The organism is Achromobacter arsenitoxydans SY8, from assembly GCF_000236785.1.
In the GTDB taxonomy this organism is placed as follows: domain Bacteria; phylum Pseudomonadota; class Gammaproteobacteria; order Burkholderiales; family Burkholderiaceae_B; genus Achromobacter; species Achromobacter arsenitoxydans.
Map to the genome: position 1 here is coordinate 74,001 of NZ_AGUF01000064.1, position 22,723 is coordinate 96,723.

Consider the following 22,723-nt stretch of genomic DNA (forward strand, 5'->3'; position numbering starts at 1 on the left):
AAGTTCGAATGCCATTAGGCAGAACATGATTCCAATGTCAGACCTGGACGACCGCGACCGAAAATTATTAACGCTGCTGGCCGACGATGCATCGCCCAGCTATGCGGAACTGGGCAAGCTGCTGAACCTGTCGGCCCCCGCAGTGCATGAACGGGTCAAACGCCTCAAGCGCGACGGCCTGATCAAGGGCATCGCGGCCAAGCTGGACGGCGCAAAGATCGGCCGGCCGCTGCTGGCCTTCGTGCACGTGGACACCAACAACTGGACCATCACGCAGCAGGTGCTCGGGCTGGCCGAACTGACCGAAGTCGAAGAAATCCACACCATCACGGGCAAGAGCGCGATGCTGCTCAAGGTGCGCGTGCGCGACACGCAGGCGCTGGAACTGCTGCTGGCCCGCATCCATCAGATCGAAGGCATCACCAACACCACCAGCGACATCGCCCTGACCAGCTACCTTGAGCGCGGGCCGCTGCCCGAGGACGCCTGAACCCCTGAGGGTTCAGCGCGCGGGGGCGGCGCGCAGCCGCAGGCGCGTGATCTCGGATGGCGCCCACAGGCGCTTGGGCGGCCCCCAGTAGCCGGTGCCGCGGCTGGTGTAGACCCACATCCTGCCCAGCCGATGCAGCCCGGCAGTGAAGGGCTGCTGGAAGCGCACGAAGAAGCCCCACGGGAAGAACTGCCCGCCGTGCGTATGGCCGGACAGCTGCAGGGTGTAGCCCAGCGGCTCCGCAGCGGCCGCGCTGCGCGGCTGGTGGGCCAGCAGGATGCGGGGGAATGCATCGGCAGGGGCGCCGGACAGTGCGGCCTTGGGGTTGCTGCGCTGCTGCGGATCGAACGATCCGGCGCTGTAGTCGGTGACGCCCGCCACGACCATGGGCAGGCCCGAGGGGTGGATGAGCGCATGCTCGTTCATCAGCACGCGCAGCCCCATGCGCCGGAACTCGGCCACCCAGGGCGCGGCGCCCGAATAATATTCATGGTTGCCGGTGACGAGGTACACGCCGTAGGGCGCGCGCAACTGGCCCAGCGGGCTGGCCTGCGCGGCAAGCTGCTCGACGCTGCCGTCCACCACATCGCCGGTGATGGCCACCATGTCGGGAAGCTGTTCATTCACGGCGTCCACGATGGCCTGCACATACCGTTTCTTGATTGTCGGGCCGACGTGGATGTCGCTGATCTGCACGATGGTGAAGCCATCCAGATCCTTCGGCAGCCCGGCGATCGGCACGTCCACATCCACCACCCGCGCAAGGCGCCTGGCGTTGTAGAACCCGGCCAGCGATCCCGCCAGGGACAAGCCCGCGACAGCCCATGCGCTGACGTTGCGCAGCATGGTCCATGGCAGCGCCGCGCCGATGGCGAGATTGGCCAGCCACACCGCGAGCAGCAGCGCGTCGCGCAGCGCGGTCAGCACGAACAGGGAAGAGAACAGCCCCATCGCCAGCAGGCCGACCCAGGCGATGCGGTCGCCCCACGGCGGGTGGACGGACGAGCGCGCCAGCATGCCCAGCGGAATCAGCACGCAGGACAGCACCAGCGCAAGAATGGCGGCGGCCGTGCCTTCGCCGCCAAGCAGCAGGTCGGGAATCAGGCGGGCGCCCACATAGACGTGGGCCAGAGCGCCCAGGGTCAGGAAGCGCAGGAAGAAAGAAGATTGGCGTAGGGACACGGTCGGGCGGGGACGCGCGTGGCCGCGAGGCCAGGCGCGCGGGTAGCAAGGGAACCGCCATTCTATGCGGCCCTCGGCCCGCGCGGCGCGCAGGACGCCGGGTCAGGCCGGCAGATCGCCCGCGCGGCAGATCAGGCTGGCGTCCATCTCGCGCAGCCGGTTGATGCCCAGCATCGCCATGTTGCGGTCCACTTCGGCGCGCAAGAGGCCAATGGCGTGTTCGACGCCGGCCTGGCCGCCTACCGCCGCCGCATAGTTGAACGGGCGTCCCACGAAGACGCAGCGCGCGCCCAGCGCCAGGGCCTTGAGCACGTCGCCGCCGCGCCGCACGCCGCTGTCCATCATCACCGTCATGTCGCCGGCCTGCGCGACGACGCCAGGCAATGCGCGCAGCGGCGAGATGGCGCCGTCGAGCTGGCGCGCGCCGTGGTTGGAGACGATGACGCCGTCGGCGCCGTGCTGGCGCGCCAGCGCCGCGTCGCGCGGATGCAGGATGCCCTTGATCACCAGGTTGCCGGGCCATTGACGGCGGATCCGCGCCACGTGTTCCCAGCTCAGGTGGTCGCGGGCCGTGAAGTCGCGCAGCACGGAGGCCGACACGATGGGCGCGCCGCGCGTGGCGAAGGAGTTCTCGAAGTGCGGCATGCCGTGGGCCAGCAGCGTGCGCAGGAACGTGCCGGCCAGCCAGCGCGGGCGCGCCAGTCCGTCCAGGGCCAGGCGCAGGCTGGGCTTGAGCGGCGTGGAAAAGCCGGTGCGCACGTTGTTCTCGCGGTTGGCGGACACGGGGATGTCGACGGTCAGCACCAGGGTCTCGTAGCCGGCGCGGCGGGCGCGCTCGACCAGGGCGTCGATCTTGGCGGGGTCGCCGGGCAGGTAGGCCTGGAACCAGGTGCCGGGCGCCTCGGCGATGACCTCTTCAAGCGGGATCAGCGAGGTGCCGCTGAGGATGGCGGGAATGTTCTGCGCGCGCGCGGCGCGGGCCTGCACGATATCGCCGCGGTAGGCCGACAGCGCGCTGATGCCCATCGGCGCGATGCCAAAGGGCGACGCGTAGGCGCGGCCGAAGATTTCGGTCTGCTGCGTGCGGCCGGAGACGTCCACCAGCACCCGCGGCGTGAATGCGTACTGGGCAAAGGCTTCGCGGTTGCCGCGCAAGGACTGGTTGTCCTCCGCCGCGCCGGCGATGTAGCCGAAGATCGGACGCGGCAGGCGCCGCTGCGCCGCGGCTTCGAAGTCGTCCAGGGACAGCATGCGCGCGAGCGAGCGCGGCGTGGGGCAAGCGGCGGCGCGGGCGCTGGCGGCGGGCAGGGCGGTGGATGTCATGGCGGGCCGGAAAAAGCCCGTAATCTAGCAACGCCGATTTAACGCATAAAGCGAATAAATGGAGAATGGGTTCTTCGCTTTTGGCGAAGGAGGGCAGACGGTCTTGAAATCTCAGCCGCCCGCCCCGCCGAGCTTTCAGCGCTGGACGGGCAGCGCCAGCAGCTCGCCCATGCGCACCGGGCCGCGCACGGACGGCGTGTCGGCCCAGCGGATGCTGTCCGGGCCGAACAGCACGATGGCGGTGGAACCCAGCTTGAAGCGGCCCATTTCCGCGCCTTTTTCCAGATGGATGGGCGCGCGCGCGGCCGTGTCGTAGCGGACCGATTTCACGCGGCGCTTGTACGGCGTTACCAGGCCGGCCCAGATGGTTTCGATCGAGGCCACGATCATGGCGCCGACCAGCACGACGGCCATGGGGCCGTGTTCGGTGTCGAAGATGCAGACCACGCGTTCGTTGCGGGCGAACAGGCGCGGCACGTTGCGCGCGGTCAGGGGGTTGACCGAGAACAGGCGGCCGGGCACGTGGATCATTTCGCGCAGCGTGCCGGCGGCGGGCATGTGGACGCGGTGATAGTCCTTGGGCGACAGGTAGACAGTGGCGAACTGGCCGTTCTGGAAGGGCGCGGCGCGTTCGGTGTCGCCGCCCAGCAGGTCGACCAGGCCATAGCTGTGGCCCTTGGCCTGGAAGATGCGGCCCTGTTCGATCGCGCCCATCTGGCTGATGGCGCCGTCGGCGGGGCACAGGACCGAGCTGGGCTCGTCGTCCAGCGGACGCGCGCCGTCTTTCAGCGCGCGGGTGAAGAAGTCATTGAAACAGTCGTAGGCCAGCGGATCTTCCTGCAGGGCCTCGCTCATGTCGACGCCGTACTTGCGCACGAAGCGCGAGATCATCCAGTTCTTGACCGCGGGTTCGCGGCAGTCGGATGCGTATCCGAAGAACCGCGACACCAGGTGGTGGGGCGCAAGATACTGGCTGGCAAGAAATAGTTGGTCTTTGATCGGCATCTACGAGCGCTAAAAAACGCGTCCCGCGTGCAGCGGGACGTGGTTGGAGGTTGCCGCGCAGGCCCGGATGACCCCGGCTGCGTGCAATTCGCGGGATTGTAACGCGTCCTGTCTGGAACTGGCGCGTAAAAACGCTCAGGCCGCCTTGGCCGCCAGCTTGGTCTTGTAGAGCCAGTCCTTGTAGTCGTCCAGGTCGCCGTCGAACGGGCTTACGCTGCCGTCGGCCACGATGATGAACTGGTCGGTGGTGGCGCGCAGCAGGTGGCGGTCGTGCGACACCAGCACGAGCGTGCCGTCGAACTGCGCCAGCGCCGTGGTCAGGGCTTCGCGCGTTTCCAGATCCAGGTGGTTGGTGGGTTCGTCCAGCAGCAGCAGATTGGGGCGCTGCCAGACGATGAGCGCCAGCGCCAGCCGCGCCTTTTCGCCGCCGGAGAACGGGGCGATGGAGCTCGTCGCCATGTTGCCGTTGAAGTTGAAGCTGCCCAGGAAGTTGCGCAGCTCCTGCTCGCGCACCGTGGGCGCGATCTTCGTCATGTGCCACAGCGGCGATTCGTCGTGGCGCAGCATCTCGACCTGGTGCTGGGCAAAGTACCCGATCGACAGGCCCTTGTTGAATTGGGTCTCGCCGGCCAGCGTGTCCAGTTCGCCGGCGATGGTCTTGATGAACGTGGACTTGCCCGCGCCGTTAATGCCCAACAGGCCGATGCGCTGGCCCGCCTGCAGCGAAAAGTTGATGCCGGACACAATGATCTTGTCGGACACGGCTTCCGTGGCTTCGTCCTCGATGCGGTAGCCGGCGCTGACCTTGTCCATCGTCAGCAGCGGATTGGGCGCGCGCAGCGGCTCGCGGAATTCGAATGAGAACTCGGCGGCGGCGCGCAGCGGGGCCACTTCTTCCATGCGGGCCAGCGCCTTGATGCGGCTCTGGGCCTGGCGGGCCTTGCTGGCCTGCGCCTTGAAGCGGTCGATGAACGACTGCAGGTGCGAGCGCTGGCGCATCTGCTTTTCGATCATGCCCTGCGCCAGTTCGAGCTGCGCCGAGCGCTGGCGCTCGAAGGACGAGTAATTGCCCGAGTAGCGCTTGAGCTTGCGTTCGTCGATGTGGACGATGACGTTGACCACGCCGTCCAGGAAGTCGCGGTCGTGCGAGATGACGATGAGCGTGCCCGGATAGCGCTTGAGCCAATCCTCCAGCCAGATGATCGCGTCCAGGTCCAGGTGGTTGGTGGGCTCGTCCAGCAGCAGCAGGTCGGACGGGCACATCAGCGCCTGCGCCAGGTTCAGGCGCATGCGCCAGCCGCCGGAAAAGCTGGTGAGCGGCAGGCGCATCTGTTCCTGCGTGAAGCCCAGGCCGGTCAGCAGCTGTTCGGCGCGGGAATGCACGGTGTAGGCGTCGGCGTCGGCCAGCGCGGCGTAGATGTCGCCCATGCGCAGGCCGTTCTCGGCGCTTTCGGGCTCGGCTTCCAGCGCTGCGAGTTCCGCTTCCAGCTTGCGCAGCGTGACATCGCCGTCGATGGCGTATTCGATGGCGGGGCGGTCCAGCGCGGGGGTCTCTTGCGCCACGTAGGCCATGCGCCAGCTTGCCGGATAGTCAAGGTCGCCCTGGTCCGCGTGCAGCGTGCCGCGCAGGAGGCCGAACAGGCTGGACTTGCCGGCGCCGTTGGCGCCGATCAGGCCGATCTTGTCGCCGGGGTTCAGGAGCAGGTCGACCTTGTCGAACAAGGGCTTGACGCCGCGCATGAGTGAAACTTGTTGGAAGCGGATCATGAATGTAGGGCAGGGTGGCGCGGCATGCGCGCGGCTGGGCTCCCGCCACAGGGTGCGGCGCAAAAAAGGGAACCGGGGCGGGATCGCGCGTGCGTGATGGGACGGCTGGCGCGAAAGACGGGTCCGGCGGCCATGCCGCCGGGTTGCGGGCCGTATTGTACCGGGCTACGGGGGCTTGTGCGGCGCGGCCGGCCAGCAGGCTGCGGCGCAGGGGAGCGCCGCGCTATCGCGCGGCGATGGCGGCAGCCAGCGCCAGCACGCGTTCCGCCTCTTGGGCATGCAGGTTTTCCACCAGCGCGCCGTCGACCACGGCTACGCCCTGGCCCGCGGCCTGGGCGGCGCGCCAGGCGTCCAGGCGCTTGCGCGCGGCGTCCAGTTCTTCGGGCGCGGGCGCAAAGGCGGCGTTGGCGGCGGCGATCTGTCGCGGGTGGATGAGCGTCTTGCCGTCGAAGCCCTGGTCGCGGCCCTGGCGGCATGCGTCGGCAAGACCCGTGTCGTCGTTCAGGTCCAGGTGCACGCCGTCCAGCGCGGCCAGGCCGTGCGCGCGCGCCGCCATGACAGCCAGCGAACGGGCCAGCAGCGTTTCATTGCGCGAGGGCGTGTGGCGCGCGTGCAGATCCTTCACCAGGTCCGAGGTGCCGACGACGATGGCGGCCAGGCGGGGATGCCCGCCCGCGATCGCGTCCAGGCGCAGGAACCCCAAGGGCGTTTCGGCCATGGCCCAGAGCGGCAGGTCGGCCGGAGCGCCGGCCTCGTCCAGCGCGTGCGCCAGCGCGGCAAGCTGGGCGGGCGACTCCACTTTGGGCAGCAGCACTGCGTGCGCGCCGGCGCGCGCAATGGCGCGCACGTCCTGCGCGCCCCAGGCGGTGTCCAGCGCATTGATGCGCACGATGCACTCGCGGTGACCGTATCCGCCTTCGCGCAGGGCGGCGGCGACCTGCTCGCGGGCCTGGGGCTTGGCGTCGGGCGCCACCGCGTCTTCCAGGTCCAGGATCAGGGCGTCCGCGTCGAGATGGCGCGCCTTTTCCAGCGCGCGGGCGTTGGCGCCGGGCATGTAGAGGACGGAGCGGCGGGGGCGGATGGCAGTGGTCATGGCGAGGGCTCAGCGATTGGTGATTTTGCCAACGATGGCGACGGGCGTGGTGCACACATAGCCCACACCGTACACGGTGCGTATGCCCATGTCGCCGCCAGCCTGCGCGCGCAGCTTGCGGCGCAGCCTGTGCATGTGCGCGTCCAGCCGGTGCGTATCGTAGGCTTCGGCGCTGGCGCCCAGCGCTTCGACGAGGCGGTTGCGCGACAGCGGCAGTGGCGCGGCCTGGATCAGTGCGCCGATGAGGCGGCTTTCGGTGTCGGTGATGTCCACGCACACCTGCGCGGGCGACGTCAGCGTTCGCCGCGCCGGGTCGAAGCGCCATGCGCCGGAGTCGGCGTCGTCGGCGTCGGCCGCGGGCACCACGCGCAGGCGGCGCGACAGCGCGACCAGGGTGGCGCCCAGTTCCGCCAGGTTGACCGGCTTGGTGAGGTAATGGTCCGCGCCCAGGCTCAGGCCCGAGACTTTGTCTTCGCTCAGCAGGCGCCCCGTGAGCATGATGATGCCCATGGAGGGATAGGTGGTGCGCAGGTGCGAGACGCGCGCGAGGCCGTCGCCGTCGGGAAGCATGGCGTCCAGGACGAGGATGCCCGGCGTCACCGTCAGCAGCAGTTGATCCAGTTCGGCCAGCGAACCCGCGGTGAGGATGGCTTTGTCCAGGCCCAGGCTGTGGATGTACTCCGCGATGGTGTCGCGCCAGTCCCCGTGGTCATCGACGACGATGATCGTCACGGCGCCGCGCGCTCCGGCGCTCCGTGGGAAAACATGCGTTCCGCTCTTGTCATGCTACGGGTTCTTTTAGGAGGAAACTTCGTCCGCGCGGACACGCGGACGGCCGTGGCCGATACGGGTTGCATGGCAGGCGTCAGCGCAGAATATCATCATCGCCAATGCGGCGGCGCGGCATGGATCCAGGATGCCATCCAGAGGATTGATGAGCGGATGGGTGGTCAAAAAGTGAGCAGCCCGGTCCGCATCGCCCGAAAGGCCATCAGCCGGGCGTTTGCCTTTTTTTTATCCACAAATTCTGTGGATAAGAAAAACGCTGCCGGATACCGTCCGTTTTAGGAAGGCAGCAGCTCGACGGGCACGCCCTCGGGCACCTTGCGCATCCGGTCGCGTTCGATGCGGGGCGGCGCGAAGCGCGTTTTGCGCGCAGCAGCATTTTGCAGCAGCACGGACAGCACCGAGCCCTTGTCCTGAATCCAGTGGGTCTTGCCCCGCAGCAGCTTCATGGCGTTCTCGGGCGTGCCCAGCCGGTACGTCATGGCGTTGATTTCCAGGGACGTCTTGCCGTTGAAGTTCGACTCGTCCTGCTCGGTGATGGCGGCCGCATCGAGGTTGTTGCTTTCGTGGTCGACGCGGTAGATGAACTTGAAGCCGTTGAACGGGTCCTGTACGACGATCAGCTTTTCCGACCCCGATATATCGGACATCATGCCCAGCACCCGCGATTCGACCATCTGGTTGCCGCGTTGTTCTTCGGTGTAGATGAAAACGGTGTAGCGTGCGCGGGGCGCGGGGGCCGGATTGGCCGGGACGAGGCGAGAACGTTCCATACCTGACTGGAAAAGTGCGGGAAGGGCGCGAGGCCCGGGGGACTGATGCAAAGAACGAGAAGCGAAGGCCTACCGGGGATGGCGCAAGCGCGCCAGCAGGCGGGCTTTCACCGACGGCCAGTCCTCGTCGAGGATGGCGAAATAGACCATGTCGCGCGCGCGTCCCGACTGCGCGATCAGGTGCTTGCGAAAGACACCTTCTTCAACGCCGCCGATGCGGAGTATGGCTTGCCGCGACTGCGTATTGCTCAACTCCGTCTTGAACACGACCCGCATGATACCAATTGTTTCAAAAGCGTGCTGTAGCAGCAGGAATTTGGCTTCGGTATTGGCGCCGGACCGCTGGCTGGCGGGGGTGAGCCAGGTGCCGCCGATCTCAAGCCGCTTGTGGGCCAGGGCGATATCCATATAACGCGTGGCGCCGATGATGCGGCCGGTGCCTTGCTGCACGATGACAAAGGGCAGGCAGGCGCCGGCGCGCTGGCCCGCAAGCGCGCGCTCGACATAGCGCCGCATGTCGTCGGGCGTGGCCACCGGTTCGGGCTGCAGGCGCCAGAGTTCCGGATGCAGGCCGATCCGGGCCAGTTCTTCGGCGTGGGCGGCGGCCATCGGTTCGAGGCGCACGATGTCGCCGCTGAGTGTGACGGGCTGCAGGTCGGGCGGTGCCATGGCGGATCCTCGGTCGGCGCGAGGCTTGGATTCTACGCCGCGGCATTCTTGCCGAATATCCCGCGCGAGCGCAGAATGCGGCGCATGAAAACAGACGTCGTGGTTCTTGGCGCGGGCATCGTGGGCGTTAGCGCGGCCCTGCATCTGCTGGCGGCTGGCCGTTCAGTGGTGCTGCTGGACCGGCGCGGGCCCGGCGAGGAAACCAGCTACGGCAACGCCGGCCTGATCGAGCGCGCAAGCGTCATCCCTTACGCCTTCCCGCGGGACTGGCGCAGCCTGTGGCGCTATGCGCGCAACAACACGCCCGACGTGCGCTACCACCCGGCGTTCCTGCCGCGCATCGCGCCGTGGCTGCTGCGCTATTGGTGGCATTCGTCGCCCCAGCGGCTGGCGCGGGCGGCGCAGGCGATGCTGCCGCTGATCGAGCGCAGCGTCGCGGAGCATGACGCCTTGATGCACGACGCGGGCATTTCGCACCTGTTCCGCCGCAACGGCTGGATCGACGGCGTGCGCTCCGAGGCGGGACTTGCCCGCGCCGCCGCCGAGGCCGAGGCGCTGGCGCCTTATGGTCTGAGCTACCGCGTGCTGGACCGCGCGGCCCTGGCGGCGCTGGAGCCTTCGCTATCGGCGCGCATGTCGGGCGCGGTGCATTGGCTGGACCCGGTCAATGTGTCGGACCCGGGGGCGGTCACGCGGGGCTACGCCGCCCTGTTCGAACGGCGGGGCGGCAAGATGGCGCGGGGCGATGCGCGCAGCCTGCAGGCGGCGGGCGATGGCTGGCGCGTCCAGGGCGAGCAAGGCCCCATCGAGGCCCGCGACGTGGTGGTGGCGCTGGGGCCGTGGTCCCTGGACGTTCTGCGCCCGCTGGGGTACCGCATTCCGATGGCGGTCAAGCGCGGCTATCACCAGCACTTTGCGCTGGACCAGGGCGCGAGCCTGTCGCATCCGGTGGCGGACATCGAAAGCGGTTTCCTGGTGACGCCCATGACGCTGGGCGTACGGCTGACGACGGGAGCCGAGTTCGCGCCGCGCGATGCGGCGCCGTCGCCCGTGCAGATACAGCGGACCCGCGCACTGGCGGGCGAGCTGCTGCCGCTGGGAGCAGCGGTGGAACGCGAGCCGTGGATGGGATGCCGGCCCTGCATGCCGGACATGCGGCCGGTCATTGGCCCCGCGCCGCGCCATCCGGGGCTGTGGATGGCGTTCGGCCACGCCCACCACGGCTTTACGCTGGGGCCGGTGACCGGCAAGCTGCTGGCCAGCCTGATCACTCGGCAGGCGCCGGAGTTCGATCCGGCGCCTTATGGCTTGACGCGTTGAGGCGTGGCCCGGCGTCTTGATGCGCCTTAGCCTCGGGCGGCGAGCTTTTCGCGGCGCTGGCGCACGGCCAGGGCCAATGCGTCGAGCACGGGCTCGGTCTGGGTCCAGCCCAGGCAGGCGTCGGTGATGGACACGCCGCGGCGCAGCGGCTGGCCGGGCTTGAGGTCCTGGCGGCCTTCTTCCAGATGGCTTTCGATCATGACGCCCGTAATGCGGGCGTCGCCCTGGGCGAGCTGGGCGGCGATGTCGTTGGCCACGTCGACCTGGCGCAGGTGCGACTTGTTGGAATTGGCGTGCGAGCAGTCGATCATGACCTGTTCGCGCTGGCCGGCGGCGCGCAGCGCGGCGCAACAGGCGTCCACGCTGGCGGCGTCGTAGTTGGGGCCTTGCTTGCCGCCGCGCAGGATGACGTGGGTGTCCTGGTTGCCGCGGGTTTCGAAGATGGCGGCCATGCCCATCTTGGTCATGCCCATGAAGGCATGCTTGGCGCTGGCGGCGACCATGGCGTCGGCCGCGATCTGCACGCCGCCGTCGGTGCCGTTCTTGAAGCCCAGCGGGCAGCTCAGGCCGGAGCTCAGCTGGCGGTGGCTGGGGCTTTCAGTGGTGCGTGCGCCGATGGCGCCCCAGGCGATGAGGTCCGCGATGTATTGCGGGCTGAGCAGGTCCAGGAACTCGGTGGCGATGGGCAGGCCCAGGCCGCTGATGTCCAGCAGCAGTTCGCGGGCGCGGCGCAGGCCTTCGTTGATGCGGAAGCTGCCGTCCAGGCGCGGGTCATTGATGTAGCCCTTCCAGCCGACGGTGGTGCGGGGCTTTTCGAAGTACACGCGCATGATGATCAGCAGGTCTTGCTTGTGCTGTTCGGCGGCGTCGCGCAGCTTGTGCGCATATTCCATGGCCTGCCCGTGATCGTGGATGGAGCAGGGGCCCACCACCAGCAGCAGGCGGTCGTCGCGGCCGTGCAGCACGTCGGCGATGTCGGCGCGGCTGCGCTCGACCAGCGTCTGGATGGCGGCGGAAACCGGCAATTCGTCCTGCAGGAGGGCTGGGGAAATCAGCGGACGCACCGCGCTGATGCGGGTGTCGTCAGTGCGCGTGTTGTCCTGGGTGGCGTCGGCCGCGCCGACCTCGCGGTCGTGCAGGGGGTCGTCAATGCGGGTCAAGGGAAGCTCCGTGCCATAGATGCGGGAAAGACCATCATTATCGCATTCGCGGCGGACCCGGCGCAGGCAGGGCCGGACAAGGCCCCGACCCGCGCCTGCAACATCCGGGGATTGCGTTCGCAAGGCGGATTCCCCTGCGCCTACGACTATCGGCGATAGGGGGTGAATTAACCCGTTAGCGATAAAGACACGTACGCAACGGATGCCGTAGCATTGATCCAAGTTATCCAAGCGGCCGCCTGAAAAGGCCCGCCCTATGCTGAGTAGGGCCTGTGCGAGGATCCATTCAGTGTGAACAGGCCCCAGGACGGTCAGCGATGCCTAAATCCGAAGCCGGCGCGACCCGACGGATCCTTCTGGTGGAAGACCACCCGGTCGAACGCGCCTACCTGCAGAACATGCTTCTGGCGTTGGGCTACCGCCGCGTGGCGGGCCTGGGCAGCAGTATCGAGGCGGTCGGCGCGCTGACGCGCCAATACTATGACGTGCTGATCAGCGACATCGTCATGGGCGAAGGCGACGGCACGCGGCTGCCCAATGATCTGCGCCGGCTGGTGGATGCGGGGCGGCTCAAGAGCATGCCCCCCATCATCTGGATCAGCAGCCTTAGCGAAGAACTGCTGCAATCGCACGTAAGGCTGGCCCTGCAGGCGGGCTGCCCGTCGGCCCAGGCGCTGGCCAAGCCGGTTTCGCGCGGGGCCATGCAGCAGGCCATCAAAGTCGCGCTGCACAGCATGGATGGCGATACGGCGTCGCCGCACCAGCCCAAGGCGGTGCGGCGCGACCTGATGGAGGCCGCGCTGGGGCAGGCCCTGGTCTCGGGCAAGGGCCTGTCCGTGGTGTTGCAGCCGCAGATCAGCCTGTCGACCGGGCGCGTGGTGGCGGCGGAGGCCCTGTCGCGCTGGACGCATCAGGACTGGGGCGCGGTGCCTCCGGCCGACTTCGTGCCGGCGGCGCACCGGCTGGGGCTGGACCGGATGCTCTTTAGCCGCGTCACCGACAGCGTCCTCGACGTGCTGAGCCAGATGCAGTCCGAGGACATCGCGGTGCCCATCGCCATCAATGCGTCCGCGTCAACCCTGTGCTCGCGGGACCTGCCCGGCATGCTGGAACAGCGCGTGGGACAGGCGGGCCTGCCGGCCCGGCTGCTCAAGGTTGAGTTGACCGAGGATGAGCCCGTGACGGATTGGCTGGCGCTGTCGTCCACCCTGAACCTGCTGCGCGTGCGCGGCTTTGAGTTGGCGATGGACGATTTTGGCGCGGGCATCGCGTCGATGCGGCTGTTTTCGGCGATGCCGTTCACCGAACTGAAGATCGACCGCGATTTCATCCTGCACATGCATCGCGAAGCGGCCTCGCGCGCGGTCGTGGCGGCTGCGATCGAAATGGGACGGGTGCTGGGCCGGCGCGTGGTCGCCGAAGGCGTTGAACAGGAACGCGACGTGCAACTGCTGCGCGAACTCGGCTGCGACGTGGCTCAGGGTTACGGCATCTCGGTGCCGCTCGATCCCGCGGCCTTCATCGCGTTCTGCCGCTCGCGCTGAGGCTGCGGGCCAGCCCGTTTTTCTGCCGGGCGGGTTTGACACGGGTCAAGAACACGCCGGCGTGGCGGAAAATGCGGCGCGCGGCGAAACTACCATTGATTCAAGCGAGCCGCTCACGCGTGGCGCGGCTGCTGATATCCGATGGAGTGATGCCGATGCGCCGTGTTCTTCCCGCCGTCCTGCTCATTTCCCTGCTGGCCTGGGCCGGCGCCTGTTGGCTGCACCCGCCGGCCCAGATCAACGTCTGGACCGCGCGCGACCAGCTCATCCTGCTGACGGGGCTGTCAGCCTACATGCTGATGGCGCTGATCATGCTGCTGGCGGTGCGGCCCATGTGGCTGGAGCGCAGGCTGGGCGGCCTGGACAAGCTCTACCGGCTGCACAAGTGGAGCGGCATCGCGGCCACGGCGCTGGTCGCGGCGCACTACCTCATCAAGCTGGCCAAGCCGCTGCTGTTGGCGGTGTTCGATCCGGTCGCCAAGACGCCGCGCGAGGCGGCCTGGCTCGACGTCTTCCGCGGTTCGGCCAAGGACATCGGCGAATGGGCGCTGTGGATATTGCTGGCGATGGTGGCGCTGACGCTGTGGCGGCGCTTTCCCTATCACGTCTGGCGGCAGGTGCACCGCATTGCCGCGGTCATCTTCCTGGTGGCGGCGTTCCACGGCGTGGTCCTGACGCCGGCGGCATGGTGGTGGCTGCCGGCCGGCTGGCTGGTGGGCGCGGCGACCGCGGTCGGCACCGTCTGCGCCGTGCTGGCGCTGACCGGCAACATCGGCCGGGCGCGGCGCTACAAGGGGAAGGTGCTGGATGTCCAGCACCTGTCGGACGACATTCTTACCGTGACGTGCAAAGTGGAGGGCGACTGGCACCATCGCGCCGGCCAGTTCGCGTTCCTGACCGCCGACCGGCGCGAGGGCGCCCATCCGTTCACGGTGTCGGGCGCCGATGACGGCACGGGCCGAGTGCAGTTTTCCATCAAGGCGCTGGGCGATTACACGCGGCGCCTGCAGGGCAGCCTTGTCGTGGGACAAGCGGTGACGGTGGAGGGGCCTTACGGCTGTTTCGACTTCCAGCGCGACGACGGGCGCGCGCAGATCTGGGTGGGCGCGGGGATAGGCGTCACGCCCTTTATCTCGTGGCTGGAATCCCTGCAGGCCCGGCCGGCGGACGCGCCCAAGGCCGAGTTGTACTACTGCGCCCGCAACGCGGCCGATGCGCCGTTCGCGCAGCGCCTGCGCGAACTGTGCGAACGCATCCCCAACGTGACGCTGCATGTGCGCTACAGCGACCGGGAGCGGCCGCTGACGGCCGCCGAACTCGCCCAGGACCGCCCGGCGGGCGCGCCCTGGCCCAGCGTGTGGTTCTGCGGACCCACGGGCTTTGCCGATGCGCTGAAGGACGGGCTGCACCGGCGGGGCATGCCGGTGCGCCAGCTGTTCCACCAGGAGGCGTTCCAGATGCGCTAGGGCGCCTGGAAAAAACCTCAGAGCCCGGCGACGTCGATATCGCCGGGATAGTCGACCGAGAATTTCAGCACGGTCTCGCGCGACTTGCCGGGCTCCAGCTCCCAGTCCCAAACCAGCTTGCCGTCTTCTTCGCGCTTGATGTCGCGGTCGGCGGGCGAGATCAGCTTGACCACGATTTTCTCGTTGCGGGAAATGGGCAGGCGTTCCTTGAACGACAGCTGTTCCTTGGTGGCCTTGTTGTTCTTGACGGTGATCTTGTACTCGTAGGTCACGCGCTTGCCGCTGCCCGAAAAACCAGTGCTTTCGGTGTAGCGGTTGACGAGCTGGCGCTTGATGGAAATGGCGTCGTCCGCGCCCAGCGCCAGTTCAAGCTTTTCGCCGGGCATCACCGCCTTCATCGCGCTGGACGCCACGAACGCGTCGTCCAGGAAGGTGTTCAGCGGGCCGGCCAGGAACGGGAAGTCGGTGTTGTTGCTGGCTTGCGCAGTCAGGTACGCCGCTTCGCGCAGGCCCGGCGTGGACTGGTACTGCAGCGTGGCGGGCAGCCTGGCGGTGGCGATGGCGACGCGCTGGCTGGTGTTGTCGGACAGCAGGGTGGCCGGATTCTGGATCTGGAACGACGCGCTGGTGGCGGCGTTCTGGATCTGGGCGGTGGAGACGTCGATGGCTTCGGCTACCGGCTCAGGCACCGGCGCACCTGCATCTTCCATGGCGCGGGCGCGCGGCGCGCGCTTGGCCTGCATTTCGGCCGCCGCGGCGATCGGCGCAGGCGCGGGGGCGGCCAGCGCCGGAGGCGGGGCCGGCGGCGCGGCCACGTCGATGAACCAGGGGCGCAGCTGCGGCGCGCCGCCGCCCTGCGAAGGCCGGGCGGTGGATAGCGTGAGCTTGACGTTGTTCCAGTCTTCGCCCGTGTTCTGGCGGATGACACCGAAGTAGCCCAGGTAGACATTGCGGTCGGCGGGGCGCAGCCGCGCGTCGTACGACGGCGTCCAGCGGGCGCCCGCTACCGCGTAGGACACGGCCAGGTCCAGCTTGCCGGGCCGGGCCATGTTCACGCGCAGCGTGACCGTCTTGGTGCGCCGGCCGAGTTCGCCGCGGACCTGACCGAGCTGCATTTGCAGGGCCAGCACTTCGCGCTCCAGCGCCGCCTTCTGTTCAGCGACCTTGCGCAGGCCGGCCAGCGCCCCGGCGAGCGAATCCGCGCTGAGCGCCTGGATCGCCTTGAGTTCGTCCAGCGTGAGGCGCGCGCCGTCCTTGGACGGCTCGGTGGCGCCGCGCTGCATCATCAACACCAGTTCGCGCTGGTTGTCCAGCACCGCGGCCTCGTCGTCCAGCGCCGCCTGCCGCGCTTCGAGCTTGCGCATCTGTTCTTCAAGCTGGCGCAGCCGGTCGTTGGGGGTGTCGGCCTGGTAGGCGTCCCGGACCTTCACGTCCAACAGGGTGGCCTGGCCGGTGCTCTTGGCCGATACCTGCAGCGAGTTTTCCTGCAGCGTGGCGGGCAGCTTGTCCAGGACGAGTTCATGTTCGCCGGCGGCGAGTTCGCTGCTGGCTGCGCGGGTCACAACGGCGCGGTCCTGGTAGACGGTGACGGCGCCGATGGACGAGGGAAGTCCGGCGGCGGCGCCGAAACCGGGGATTACTGCGATGGCCAAGGCCAGGAGAGTACGTCTCACGGGGGCACCTCTGGATGATTGATGGCTGCCGGGGTCGCGTGGGGGATGGGGACGCATCGCCGGCAGCGCGAGAGTCTATTCCCTGGCTGCGGCACCGGGTTTACAGAAGATGACAAACGCGACAGGGAGCTACCGGACCATGCGCGGGCGGCGTTCAGGCGCGCTCCGGGTGGGCCAGGCGGCGCAGCATGTCGACGGCGTTTTCCGCCGCGACCGAGCGGTCGTGCCGCCGGTAGGCCATGTCCAGCAGGGCGTGCGGGGCGTCGCCCTTGATGGGACGGTACTCGATGCCTTGCGCCCCCATGTGGCGCATCGCGGCGGGGACGATGGAAATGCCGACGCCCGCGGCGACCAGGCTGACGATCGACGCCATCTGCGGCGCTTCCTGGATGACGCGCGGCGCAAAGCCCGCCCGCTGGCAGGCGGACTGGATCGCGTCGTACAGGCCTGCGCCGATGGGCCGGGGGTATAGCACGAAGTCCTCGTCGGCCAGGGCCGCGATGGGCACGCCGCGCTTGCGGCTGAGCGGATGGTCGGGGGGCAGGGCGACCAGCATGGGTTCGTCCAGCACGCGTTCGGATTCGAATTCGGGGTCCAGTACGTACGGCGGGCGCACAAAGGCCACGTCGACCTCGCCAACGCGCAGTCCGCGCAGCAGGGACACGGTGTTGCTTTCGGTCAGGGTGACGCGCACGTCGGGGTAGCGGTCGCGGAAAGCGCGGATGGCGCGCGGCAGATAGGGATGGAACACGGCCGACGCGGTGAAGCCCACGGTGACCGCGCCGCGTTCTCCGCGTCCCAGGCGCCGCGCCAGGTCGATGGCGCGGTCGGCGCTGGCCAGGATGGCGCGCGCATCTTCAAGAAACTGGGCCCCGGCCTCGGTCAGCGCGATGCCGCGCGGCAGGCGCAGGAACAGCGGCGTGCCGATTTCCCGTTCCAGCTGCTGGATCTGCTGGCTGAGGGGCGGCTGGCCGATGCCCAGGCGGGCGGCCGCCCGGGTGAAGTGGAGTTCTTCAGCGACGGCCGTGAAATATCGCAGGTGGCGCAGTTCCATTGTTATTAAATATGGAGGTGTGTAGTTTCATATATTGGACATATGCAGGGGAAAAGTCTACCGTGCATGGACGGGCTGAATGCCCGTTGCTTTTCGAGAATCCTGATGTCTACCCCCACTGCAAGTCCCGCCCCAGCTTCCGGCGCCGCGCCGTCCGAGTACCTGACGCGCGGCACGCCCGGGCTGCGCCGCGCCCAATGGGCCCTGTTCGCCGCCGGCTTTTCCACCTTTTCCCTCCTGTATTGCGTGCAGCCGCTGATGCCGCTGTTCACGCACGCATTCAACGTGTCGCCCGCGCAGAGCAGCCTGGTGCTGTCCTTGTGCACGGGCCTGCTGGCGATCGCTATCTTCTTCGTGGGCCTGTTTTCGCAGGCCTTGCCGCGCAAGCGCGTCATGGCGTTCTCGCTGTTCGCGTCCGCCGTGCTGGGCACGATCGCTGCCGTGGCGCCCGACTGGCACAGCCTGCTGGCGCTGCGCGCGCTGCAAGGCGTGGCGATGGGCGGCGTGCCGGCCGTCGCCATGGCCTACCTGGCCGAAGAAGTCGAGCCGGGCACGCTGGGGTTCGCCATGGGGCTGTACATCAGCGGCAGCGCGTTCGGCGGCCTGTCCGGCCGGGTCATCACCGGCCTGGTGTCCGACCATTTCGGATGGCGGGCGGCGATGGGCACGCTGGGGCTGCTGGGCATCGTGGCCGCCTTGCTGTTCGTGTGGCTGCTGCCGGCCTCACGCCGCTTCGCGCCCCGGCGCGGGCAGGGATGGGCCGGCGTGTGGGGCGACGTGCGGGCGGGCGTGGGCGCCCACCTGAAGAACGGCCCGCTGTGCGGCCTGTTCGCGATGGGCGGCCTGCTCATGGGCGCGTTCGTGGCCGTCTACAACTATGTGGGATTCCGCTTGCTGCTGCCGCCGTTTTCGCTCAGCCAGACCTTCATCGGCTTCATCTTCGTCGTCTATCTGGTTGGCATCTTCGCGTCGACCTTCTTCGGGCGCCTGGCCGATCGCCACGGGCGCGGCGCGATGCTGTCCGCGGCCACGGGCCTGGCGCTGGCCGGCCTGCTGCTGACCCTGTCGGACTCGCTGCCTATCCTGATTGCGGGCATCGTCGTGTTCACCTTCGGCTTTTTCGCCGCCCACGCCGTGGCGAGCGGCTGGGTGGGTCAGATGGCGCGCGGCTACAAGGCCCTGGCGGCGTCGCTGTACCTGCTGGTCTACTACGTCGGCTCCAGCGTGCTTGGCTCCCTGGGCGGGCACTTCTGGACGGTGGGCGCGTGGCATGGCGTCGCGGCCATGGCGGGCGGACTGCTGCTCGGCGCGCTGTCCATCAGCGCGGGCCTGGCCTGGCGCACGGGCCGCCGCCATCGGACAGCGGCCGAGGCAGCGCCGGGCGGCACGGCGGTGCGCGGCGGGTAAGGGCGCCGGCGTGGCGATGGGGGGAGCAAGCGCTCCCCCTTTTGTTTTACTTAAAAGATAAAGATTCTCATTTATACTTCGTCGGATCCTCCGCGGCGCCGGCTTGTGCCGGCCCGTCCCACTTGATGCCGAGGTCCGCGATGAATCCAGAGTCCCCTGACCGCCAATCGCTGCAGCGCGAACATGCGGCGCTGCTGGCCGCCTATGGGCAGGCCCAATCCCACTGCAGCAGGCTGCTCAGCGCGCAGGCGCTGCGCATCGCTCACCTGGAAGGCGAGGCCATGCGGCTGCGGGCGGCGGTGATCCAGCGCGATACGGCGCTGGCCTGGGAACGCGATGACCGCAAAGCGCTGGAAGGCGCCATTCCTGGCCTGCCCCGGCGGGTCGCGCTGGCGCGGCGAGTCACGCAGTTGATGGAGCGCGTGCAGGTGCTGATGCGCGAGCGGCTGGCCTGGCAGGACAGGGCGGCATCGGCGCGCGAGCGCCCCGTGGAGCGCGTGTCGGAGGCGCCGGCCCTGCGGCCCGCCGTTGCGGCGATCGCGCTGCGCGAAAAATCAGTGCTGTGCGTGGGCGAGGACGCCATGGCGCTGATGCTGACGCGCAAGATGGTGGAGATGGCGGGCGGCCGCTATCTGGGCCACAGCGGCGCGGAAGAGGCCAATGGCGACGCGCTGGAGGCCAGCCTGGTCGCCGCGGACCTGGTGATCTGCCAGACCGGCTGCGTCAGCCACGGCGCCTATTGGCGCGTGAAGGACCACTGCACCCGCACGGGCAAGCAGTGCGTGCTGGTGGACAAGCCCGAGGCGCTGGCCGCCCTGCGGCTGGAGCGGCACACGGCGGACAGCGCGGACTGAGGCCGCCCGAAGGGATCAAGCGTAGCGTCGCGTTACCTAGGGTTTCGGCTTGCGCGATTCCCCCGCAATACAGTCCCGTACTGGAAGAGGGGAAATCATGCTCAAGAAGCGAGACCGAGTGTCCCTGCCATGGACCGACACGTTGGCCCGGCTGGAGGATGAACGCATCATGTTGGAGCGGATCGCGGCGGGTGTGCCGCTCCAGCAAGCGCTTGAACACGTGCTGTACGCAATCGAGGCCCAGTCCAGCGTGGAACTGCGCACGTCGATCGCGCTGGTGGACGACACGGGCACCGTGCTGCGGCATGGCGCGGCGCCCAGCCTGCCAGACGCCTTCAACGCGGCCGTCGACCGTGCGCTCATCGGCCCCGCGTCGGCGTCGTGGGGGGCTGCGGCGCATGCGGGCAAGCCCGTTTATGTCGAGGACATCGCCGAGGATTCCCGCTGGGCGCCCTGGCGCGACCTGGCGCTGGCCCATGGCCTGCGCGCGTGCTGGTCTACGCCCATCAAGCGGCCGGACGGCAAGCTGCTGGGCGTGTTTTCGAACTACTACGGCACGAGCCGCCTGCCGTCAGGCCATGACATCGACGCCATCGCGCTGGTGACGCGCAGCGCCGCGCTCGCGATCGAGCGGCACTTTCTGGATGCCGAGCTGAGGCGCAGCGGCGAGCGCTGGCGCGCCATGTTCGACGGCATGCAGGAGGCGTTCTTCCTGGCCGAGGCGCTGCGCGGCGAAGACGGCCGTATCGTCGATTTCCGCTTTCTAGAGGTGAACCCGGCGTTCGAGCGCCAAAGCGGCATGAAGCAGGGCGACACCCTGGGCCACACGCTGCGCGAAATGATTCCGGGCGTGCCGGGCCAGATCCTGGACACCTTCGCCCAGGTCGTCGAGACGGGCGAGGCCGCGCAGTTCGAGTTCGCCGTGCCCGCGCCCAAGGACGCGTGGTTCGAGGCGCGCGCGCGCAAGGACAGCGGCGACCGCCTTATGGCGCTGTTCCTGGACGTCACGGCGCGCAAGGCGGCCGAAACTGAGCTGTGGGAAGGCCAGCACCGCAAGAATTTCCTGCTTGCGCTGGGCGACCGCATGCGCGAGCTGCACCTGCAGTCCGCCATTGAACAGACCGCCTGCGAAGGGCTCGGGCAGCAGTTGTCCCTGGGGCTGGTCGCCGTGCTGGATTGGGCGGGGGACGGCGCGACGCCGACGGTGTCGACTTGCTGGCGGTCCGAGGCCGACCTTGCCCGGCAGCAAGCCTTGTCCGCAGACCAGTTCGGCGACGAGTTCTATACCGCGTTGCGCGACGGGCGCACCGCCTATCTGCAACCGCTGCTGGCGCAGGAGGGCGGCGAAATCCGCCCGTCGGCGATCGTGGTGCCCTTGCGGCGCTGGGCGCGGCAGGCTAGCGCGATGGTCGTCCGGCCCTTGGCGACCAGCCGGCTGAGGGCCGCCGACCTTGCCTTTATCGAAGAAGTCGCCGAGCGGATGTGCGACGCCGTCGAGCGCTCGCAGTATTCGCGCATGCTGGAGCAGCGCGTCGAGAACGCCATCGCCGAGCGGGACCGGATCTGGCGCCTGTCTCCGGAGCTGCTTGCCGTCCTCGACGCGCAAGGGCGCTTCGTCAGCGTGAATCCCGCGGTGCGGTCGATTCTGGGATGGAGTCCGGACCAGTTCCTGTCGTTGCGGCTGGCCGAGCTGATCCATCCCGAAGATCTGGATAAGACCCGCGCCGCTTGGTCGGCCGGCACGCAGTCCGGCGCCGCGCAGTCCGTGCGGCATCTGGAGAACCGCGTGCTCAGGCGCGAGGGCGGCTACAGCTGGATCACGTGGAGCATGTCGTGGTCGCAGGACCGCCTGTACGTCGCGGGCCGCGACGACACGGATCTGAAAGCGCAGGCCGAGGCGCTGCTCGACACCGAGAACGCGTTGCGGCAATCGCAGAAGATGGAGGCCGTGGGGCGCTTGACCGGCGGTATTGCGCACGATTTCAACAACATGCTCCAGGGAATCACCGGCGCGCTGTACCTGATCCAGCGCAAGCTGGATAGCGGAAAGGCCGACCAGGCCCAGCGCTTCATCAACGTGGCGATGGAATCAGCCAACCGCGCGGCGCACCTGACGCAGCGGCTGCTGACCTTTTCCCGGCGCCAGCCCATCGACCCCAAGCCGTTCAGCATCCAGGCCGTGCTGCAATCCATGACCGACCTGTTCCACCGGTACACGGGAGAGCGGGTCGTGCTGGTGATGGATATCGAACCGGAGCTGTGGCCGGTCAAGTGCGACAAGAACCAGTTCGAGAACGCCATGCTCAATCTGGTCATCAATGCGTGCGACGCGATGCCGAACGGCGGGGTGTTGACGGTCGCCGCCGCCAACGCCGCACTGGACGGATCCCTGCAGCGCCAGATTCCCGGCGTCGGGCCGGGCGCATTCGTCGAAGTGACGGTGGCGGACGTAGGCGTGGGCATGACGCCCGACGTGCTGGCGCACGCCTTCGATCCGTTCTTCACCACGAAGCCGCTGGGCGAGGGCACAGGCCTGGGGCTGTCGATGACCTACGGCTTCGCCAGGCAGGCGGGCGGCGCCGCGGCGATTGAAAGCGCGGCCGGCGTCGGCACCGCAGTCAAGCTCTATCTGCCGCGCTACGAAGGCGAGGATGCGCTTTCCCAGGAGCTCAAGCCGGCGGCCGAACCGCAGGCGGCCGCAGCCAGCCAGTCGGTGGTCATTGTGGTCGAAGACGACACCAACGTGCGCGAGATGGTGCGCGAAAGCCTGCTTGAAATGGGAATGCAGGTGCTGACGGCGGCGGACGGCCAGGCCGGACTGGAGCTCGTCACCGCGACGCCGAGCATGAGCCTGCTGATTACGGACGTGGGTCTGCCCGGGCTGAACGGCCGCCAATTGGCCGATGCCGCGCGCGCTGCGCATCCCGGACTGCGCGTGCTGCTGATGACGGGTTATGCCGAAAGCGCCGCCAAGTCGGGGGGCTTTCTGGAAGAGGGCATGGAGCTGATCGTCAAGCCGTTTTCGCTTGACGCGCTGGAGACGCGGGTGCAGCGCATGCTGGAGTCCAGCGTGGGACCGCTGCGGACGTAGCGAGGTTCAAGTGTTGCAAAGGCAGGTAAAAAATGCCCCTCACACAGCACTGGGGGCGGCGGGCTT

The 22,723-nt window shown here is 68.3% G+C and carries 19 protein-coding genes; 8 read left to right on the plus strand and 11 right to left on the minus strand.

Annotation, left to right across the window (positions count from 1 at the left end):
* Nucleotides 1-34: 34 nt before the first annotated feature.
* On the plus strand, nucleotides 35-490 hold the full coding sequence (locus tag KYC_RS20195; protein ID WP_008165816.1) for an Lrp/AsnC family transcriptional regulator: 456 nt from the start codon (nucleotides 35-37) through the stop codon (nucleotides 488-490).
* 12 nt (nucleotides 491-502) lie between these two features.
* Here the strand turns inward: KYC_RS20195 and KYC_RS20200 are convergent, their stop codons facing one another.
* The 6 genes from KYC_RS20200 to KYC_RS20225 form a co-directional block, all read right to left on the minus strand.
* Nucleotides 503-1,672, minus strand: a complete 1,170-nt coding sequence (locus KYC_RS20200; protein WP_008165818.1) for a metallophosphoesterase — start codon at nucleotides 1,670-1,672, stop codon at nucleotides 503-505.
* A gap of 102 nt (nucleotides 1,673-1,774) precedes the next feature.
* A complete protein-coding gene (locus KYC_RS20205; RefSeq protein WP_008165820.1) occupies nucleotides 1,775-2,995 on the minus strand; it encodes an alpha-hydroxy acid oxidase in 1,221 nt (406 codons plus the stop codon).
* A gap of 135 nt (nucleotides 2,996-3,130) precedes the next feature.
* Nucleotides 3,131-4,000 carry an archaetidylserine decarboxylase gene (gene asd / locus KYC_RS20210; RefSeq protein WP_008165822.1) on the minus strand — a complete coding sequence of 290 codons (870 nt, stop codon included), beginning with the start codon at nucleotides 3,998-4,000 and terminating at the stop codon, nucleotides 3,131-3,133.
* Nucleotides 4,001-4,135: 135 nt separating this feature from the next.
* On the minus strand, nucleotides 4,136-5,767 hold the full coding sequence (locus KYC_RS20215; RefSeq protein ID WP_043519007.1) for an ATP-binding cassette domain-containing protein: 1,632 nt from the start codon (nucleotides 5,765-5,767) through the stop codon (nucleotides 4,136-4,138).
* A gap of 223 nt (nucleotides 5,768-5,990) precedes the next feature.
* Nucleotides 5,991-6,860 (minus strand): HpcH/HpaI aldolase/citrate lyase family protein, encoded by an 870-nt coding sequence (locus tag KYC_RS20220; protein WP_008165827.1) that lies wholly within the window; start codon nucleotides 6,858-6,860, stop codon nucleotides 5,991-5,993.
* A gap of 9 nt (nucleotides 6,861-6,869) precedes the next feature.
* On the minus strand, nucleotides 6,870-7,592 hold the full coding sequence (locus tag KYC_RS20225; RefSeq protein ID WP_008165828.1) for a response regulator transcription factor: 723 nt from the start codon (nucleotides 7,590-7,592) through the stop codon (nucleotides 6,870-6,872).
* Here KYC_RS20225 and KYC_RS29530 point away from each other — a divergent pair.
* The gene (locus tag KYC_RS29530) at nucleotides 7,566-7,928 is read left to right on the plus strand and encodes a hypothetical protein (RefSeq protein ID WP_139026533.1); all 363 of its coding nucleotides are present in this window, start codon (nucleotides 7,566-7,568) and stop codon (nucleotides 7,926-7,928) included. The genes KYC_RS20225 and KYC_RS29530 overlap by 27 nt on opposite strands.
* Here the strand turns inward: KYC_RS29530 and KYC_RS20230 are convergent.
* Together KYC_RS20230 and KYC_RS20235 are read right to left on the minus strand one after the other, a co-directional pair.
* Nucleotides 7,925-8,419 (minus strand): hypothetical protein, encoded by a 495-nt coding sequence (locus KYC_RS20230; protein ID WP_008165830.1) that lies wholly within the window; start codon nucleotides 8,417-8,419, stop codon nucleotides 7,925-7,927. The genes KYC_RS29530 and KYC_RS20230 overlap by 4 nt on opposite strands.
* Nucleotides 8,420-8,488: 69 nt before the next feature.
* Nucleotides 8,489-9,088 carry a GNAT family N-acetyltransferase gene (locus tag KYC_RS20235; RefSeq protein ID WP_008165832.1) on the minus strand — a complete coding sequence of 200 codons (600 nt, stop codon included), beginning with the start codon at nucleotides 9,086-9,088 and terminating at the stop codon, nucleotides 8,489-8,491.
* Nucleotides 9,089-9,172: 84 nt separating this feature from the next.
* Between KYC_RS20235 and KYC_RS20240 the strand changes: the two genes are divergently transcribed.
* The gene (locus KYC_RS20240; RefSeq protein ID WP_008165834.1) at nucleotides 9,173-10,408 is read left to right on the plus strand and encodes an NAD(P)/FAD-dependent oxidoreductase; all 1,236 of its coding nucleotides are present in this window, start codon (nucleotides 9,173-9,175) and stop codon (nucleotides 10,406-10,408) included.
* A gap of 26 nt (nucleotides 10,409-10,434) precedes the next feature.
* Here KYC_RS20240 and KYC_RS20245 read toward each other — a convergent pair whose 3' ends face one another.
* The gene (locus KYC_RS20245) at nucleotides 10,435-11,568 is read right to left on the minus strand and encodes a 3-deoxy-7-phosphoheptulonate synthase (protein WP_008165835.1); all 1,134 of its coding nucleotides are present in this window, start codon (nucleotides 11,566-11,568) and stop codon (nucleotides 10,435-10,437) included.
* A 317-nt stretch (nucleotides 11,569-11,885) separates the two neighbouring features.
* On the opposite strand from KYC_RS20245, the gene KYC_RS20250 reads away from it, so the two are divergent.
* Both KYC_RS20250 and KYC_RS20255 read left to right on the plus strand, forming a co-directional pair.
* The gene (locus tag KYC_RS20250) at nucleotides 11,886-13,112 is read left to right on the plus strand and encodes an EAL domain-containing response regulator (protein ID WP_008165837.1); all 1,227 of its coding nucleotides are present in this window, start codon (nucleotides 11,886-11,888) and stop codon (nucleotides 13,110-13,112) included.
* Nucleotides 13,113-13,267: 155 nt separating this feature from the next.
* Nucleotides 13,268-14,578 carry a ferredoxin reductase family protein gene (locus KYC_RS20255; RefSeq protein ID WP_008165839.1) on the plus strand — a complete coding sequence of 437 codons (1,311 nt, stop codon included), beginning with the start codon at nucleotides 13,268-13,270 and terminating at the stop codon, nucleotides 14,576-14,578.
* A gap of 17 nt (nucleotides 14,579-14,595) precedes the next feature.
* On the opposite strand, the gene KYC_RS20260 is transcribed toward KYC_RS20255, so the two are convergent.
* Both KYC_RS20260 and KYC_RS20265 read right to left on the minus strand, forming a co-directional pair.
* Nucleotides 14,596-16,251: a mucoidy inhibitor MuiA family protein gene (locus KYC_RS20260; protein WP_043519008.1), complete on the minus strand. Its 1,656-nt coding sequence runs from the start codon at nucleotides 16,249-16,251 to the stop codon at nucleotides 14,596-14,598.
* A gap of 154 nt (nucleotides 16,252-16,405) precedes the next feature.
* Complete coding sequence (locus KYC_RS20265; RefSeq protein WP_008165843.1) at nucleotides 16,406-17,305, minus strand: LysR family transcriptional regulator; 900 nt, start codon at nucleotides 17,303-17,305, stop codon at nucleotides 16,406-16,408.
* A gap of 105 nt (nucleotides 17,306-17,410) precedes the next feature.
* Here KYC_RS20265 and KYC_RS20270 point away from each other — a divergent pair, with 105 nt between their 5' ends.
* The 3 genes from KYC_RS20270 to KYC_RS20280 all read left to right on the plus strand — a co-directional run bounded on the left by KYC_RS20270 (nucleotide 17,411) and on the right by KYC_RS20280 (nucleotide 22,657).
* Nucleotides 17,411-18,712, plus strand: a complete 1,302-nt coding sequence (locus KYC_RS20270) for an MFS transporter (protein WP_008165844.1) — start codon at nucleotides 17,411-17,413, stop codon at nucleotides 18,710-18,712.
* Nucleotides 18,713-18,852: 140 nt separating this feature from the next.
* Nucleotides 18,853-19,566, plus strand: a complete 714-nt coding sequence (locus KYC_RS20275) for a DUF2325 domain-containing protein (RefSeq protein WP_008165845.1) — start codon at nucleotides 18,853-18,855, stop codon at nucleotides 19,564-19,566.
* A gap of 97 nt (nucleotides 19,567-19,663) precedes the next feature.
* On the plus strand, nucleotides 19,664-22,657 hold the full coding sequence (locus KYC_RS20280; protein ID WP_043519009.1) for a PAS domain-containing protein: 2,994 nt from the start codon (nucleotides 19,664-19,666) through the stop codon (nucleotides 22,655-22,657).
* The last annotated feature ends 66 nt before the right edge of the window (nucleotides 22,658-22,723 follow it).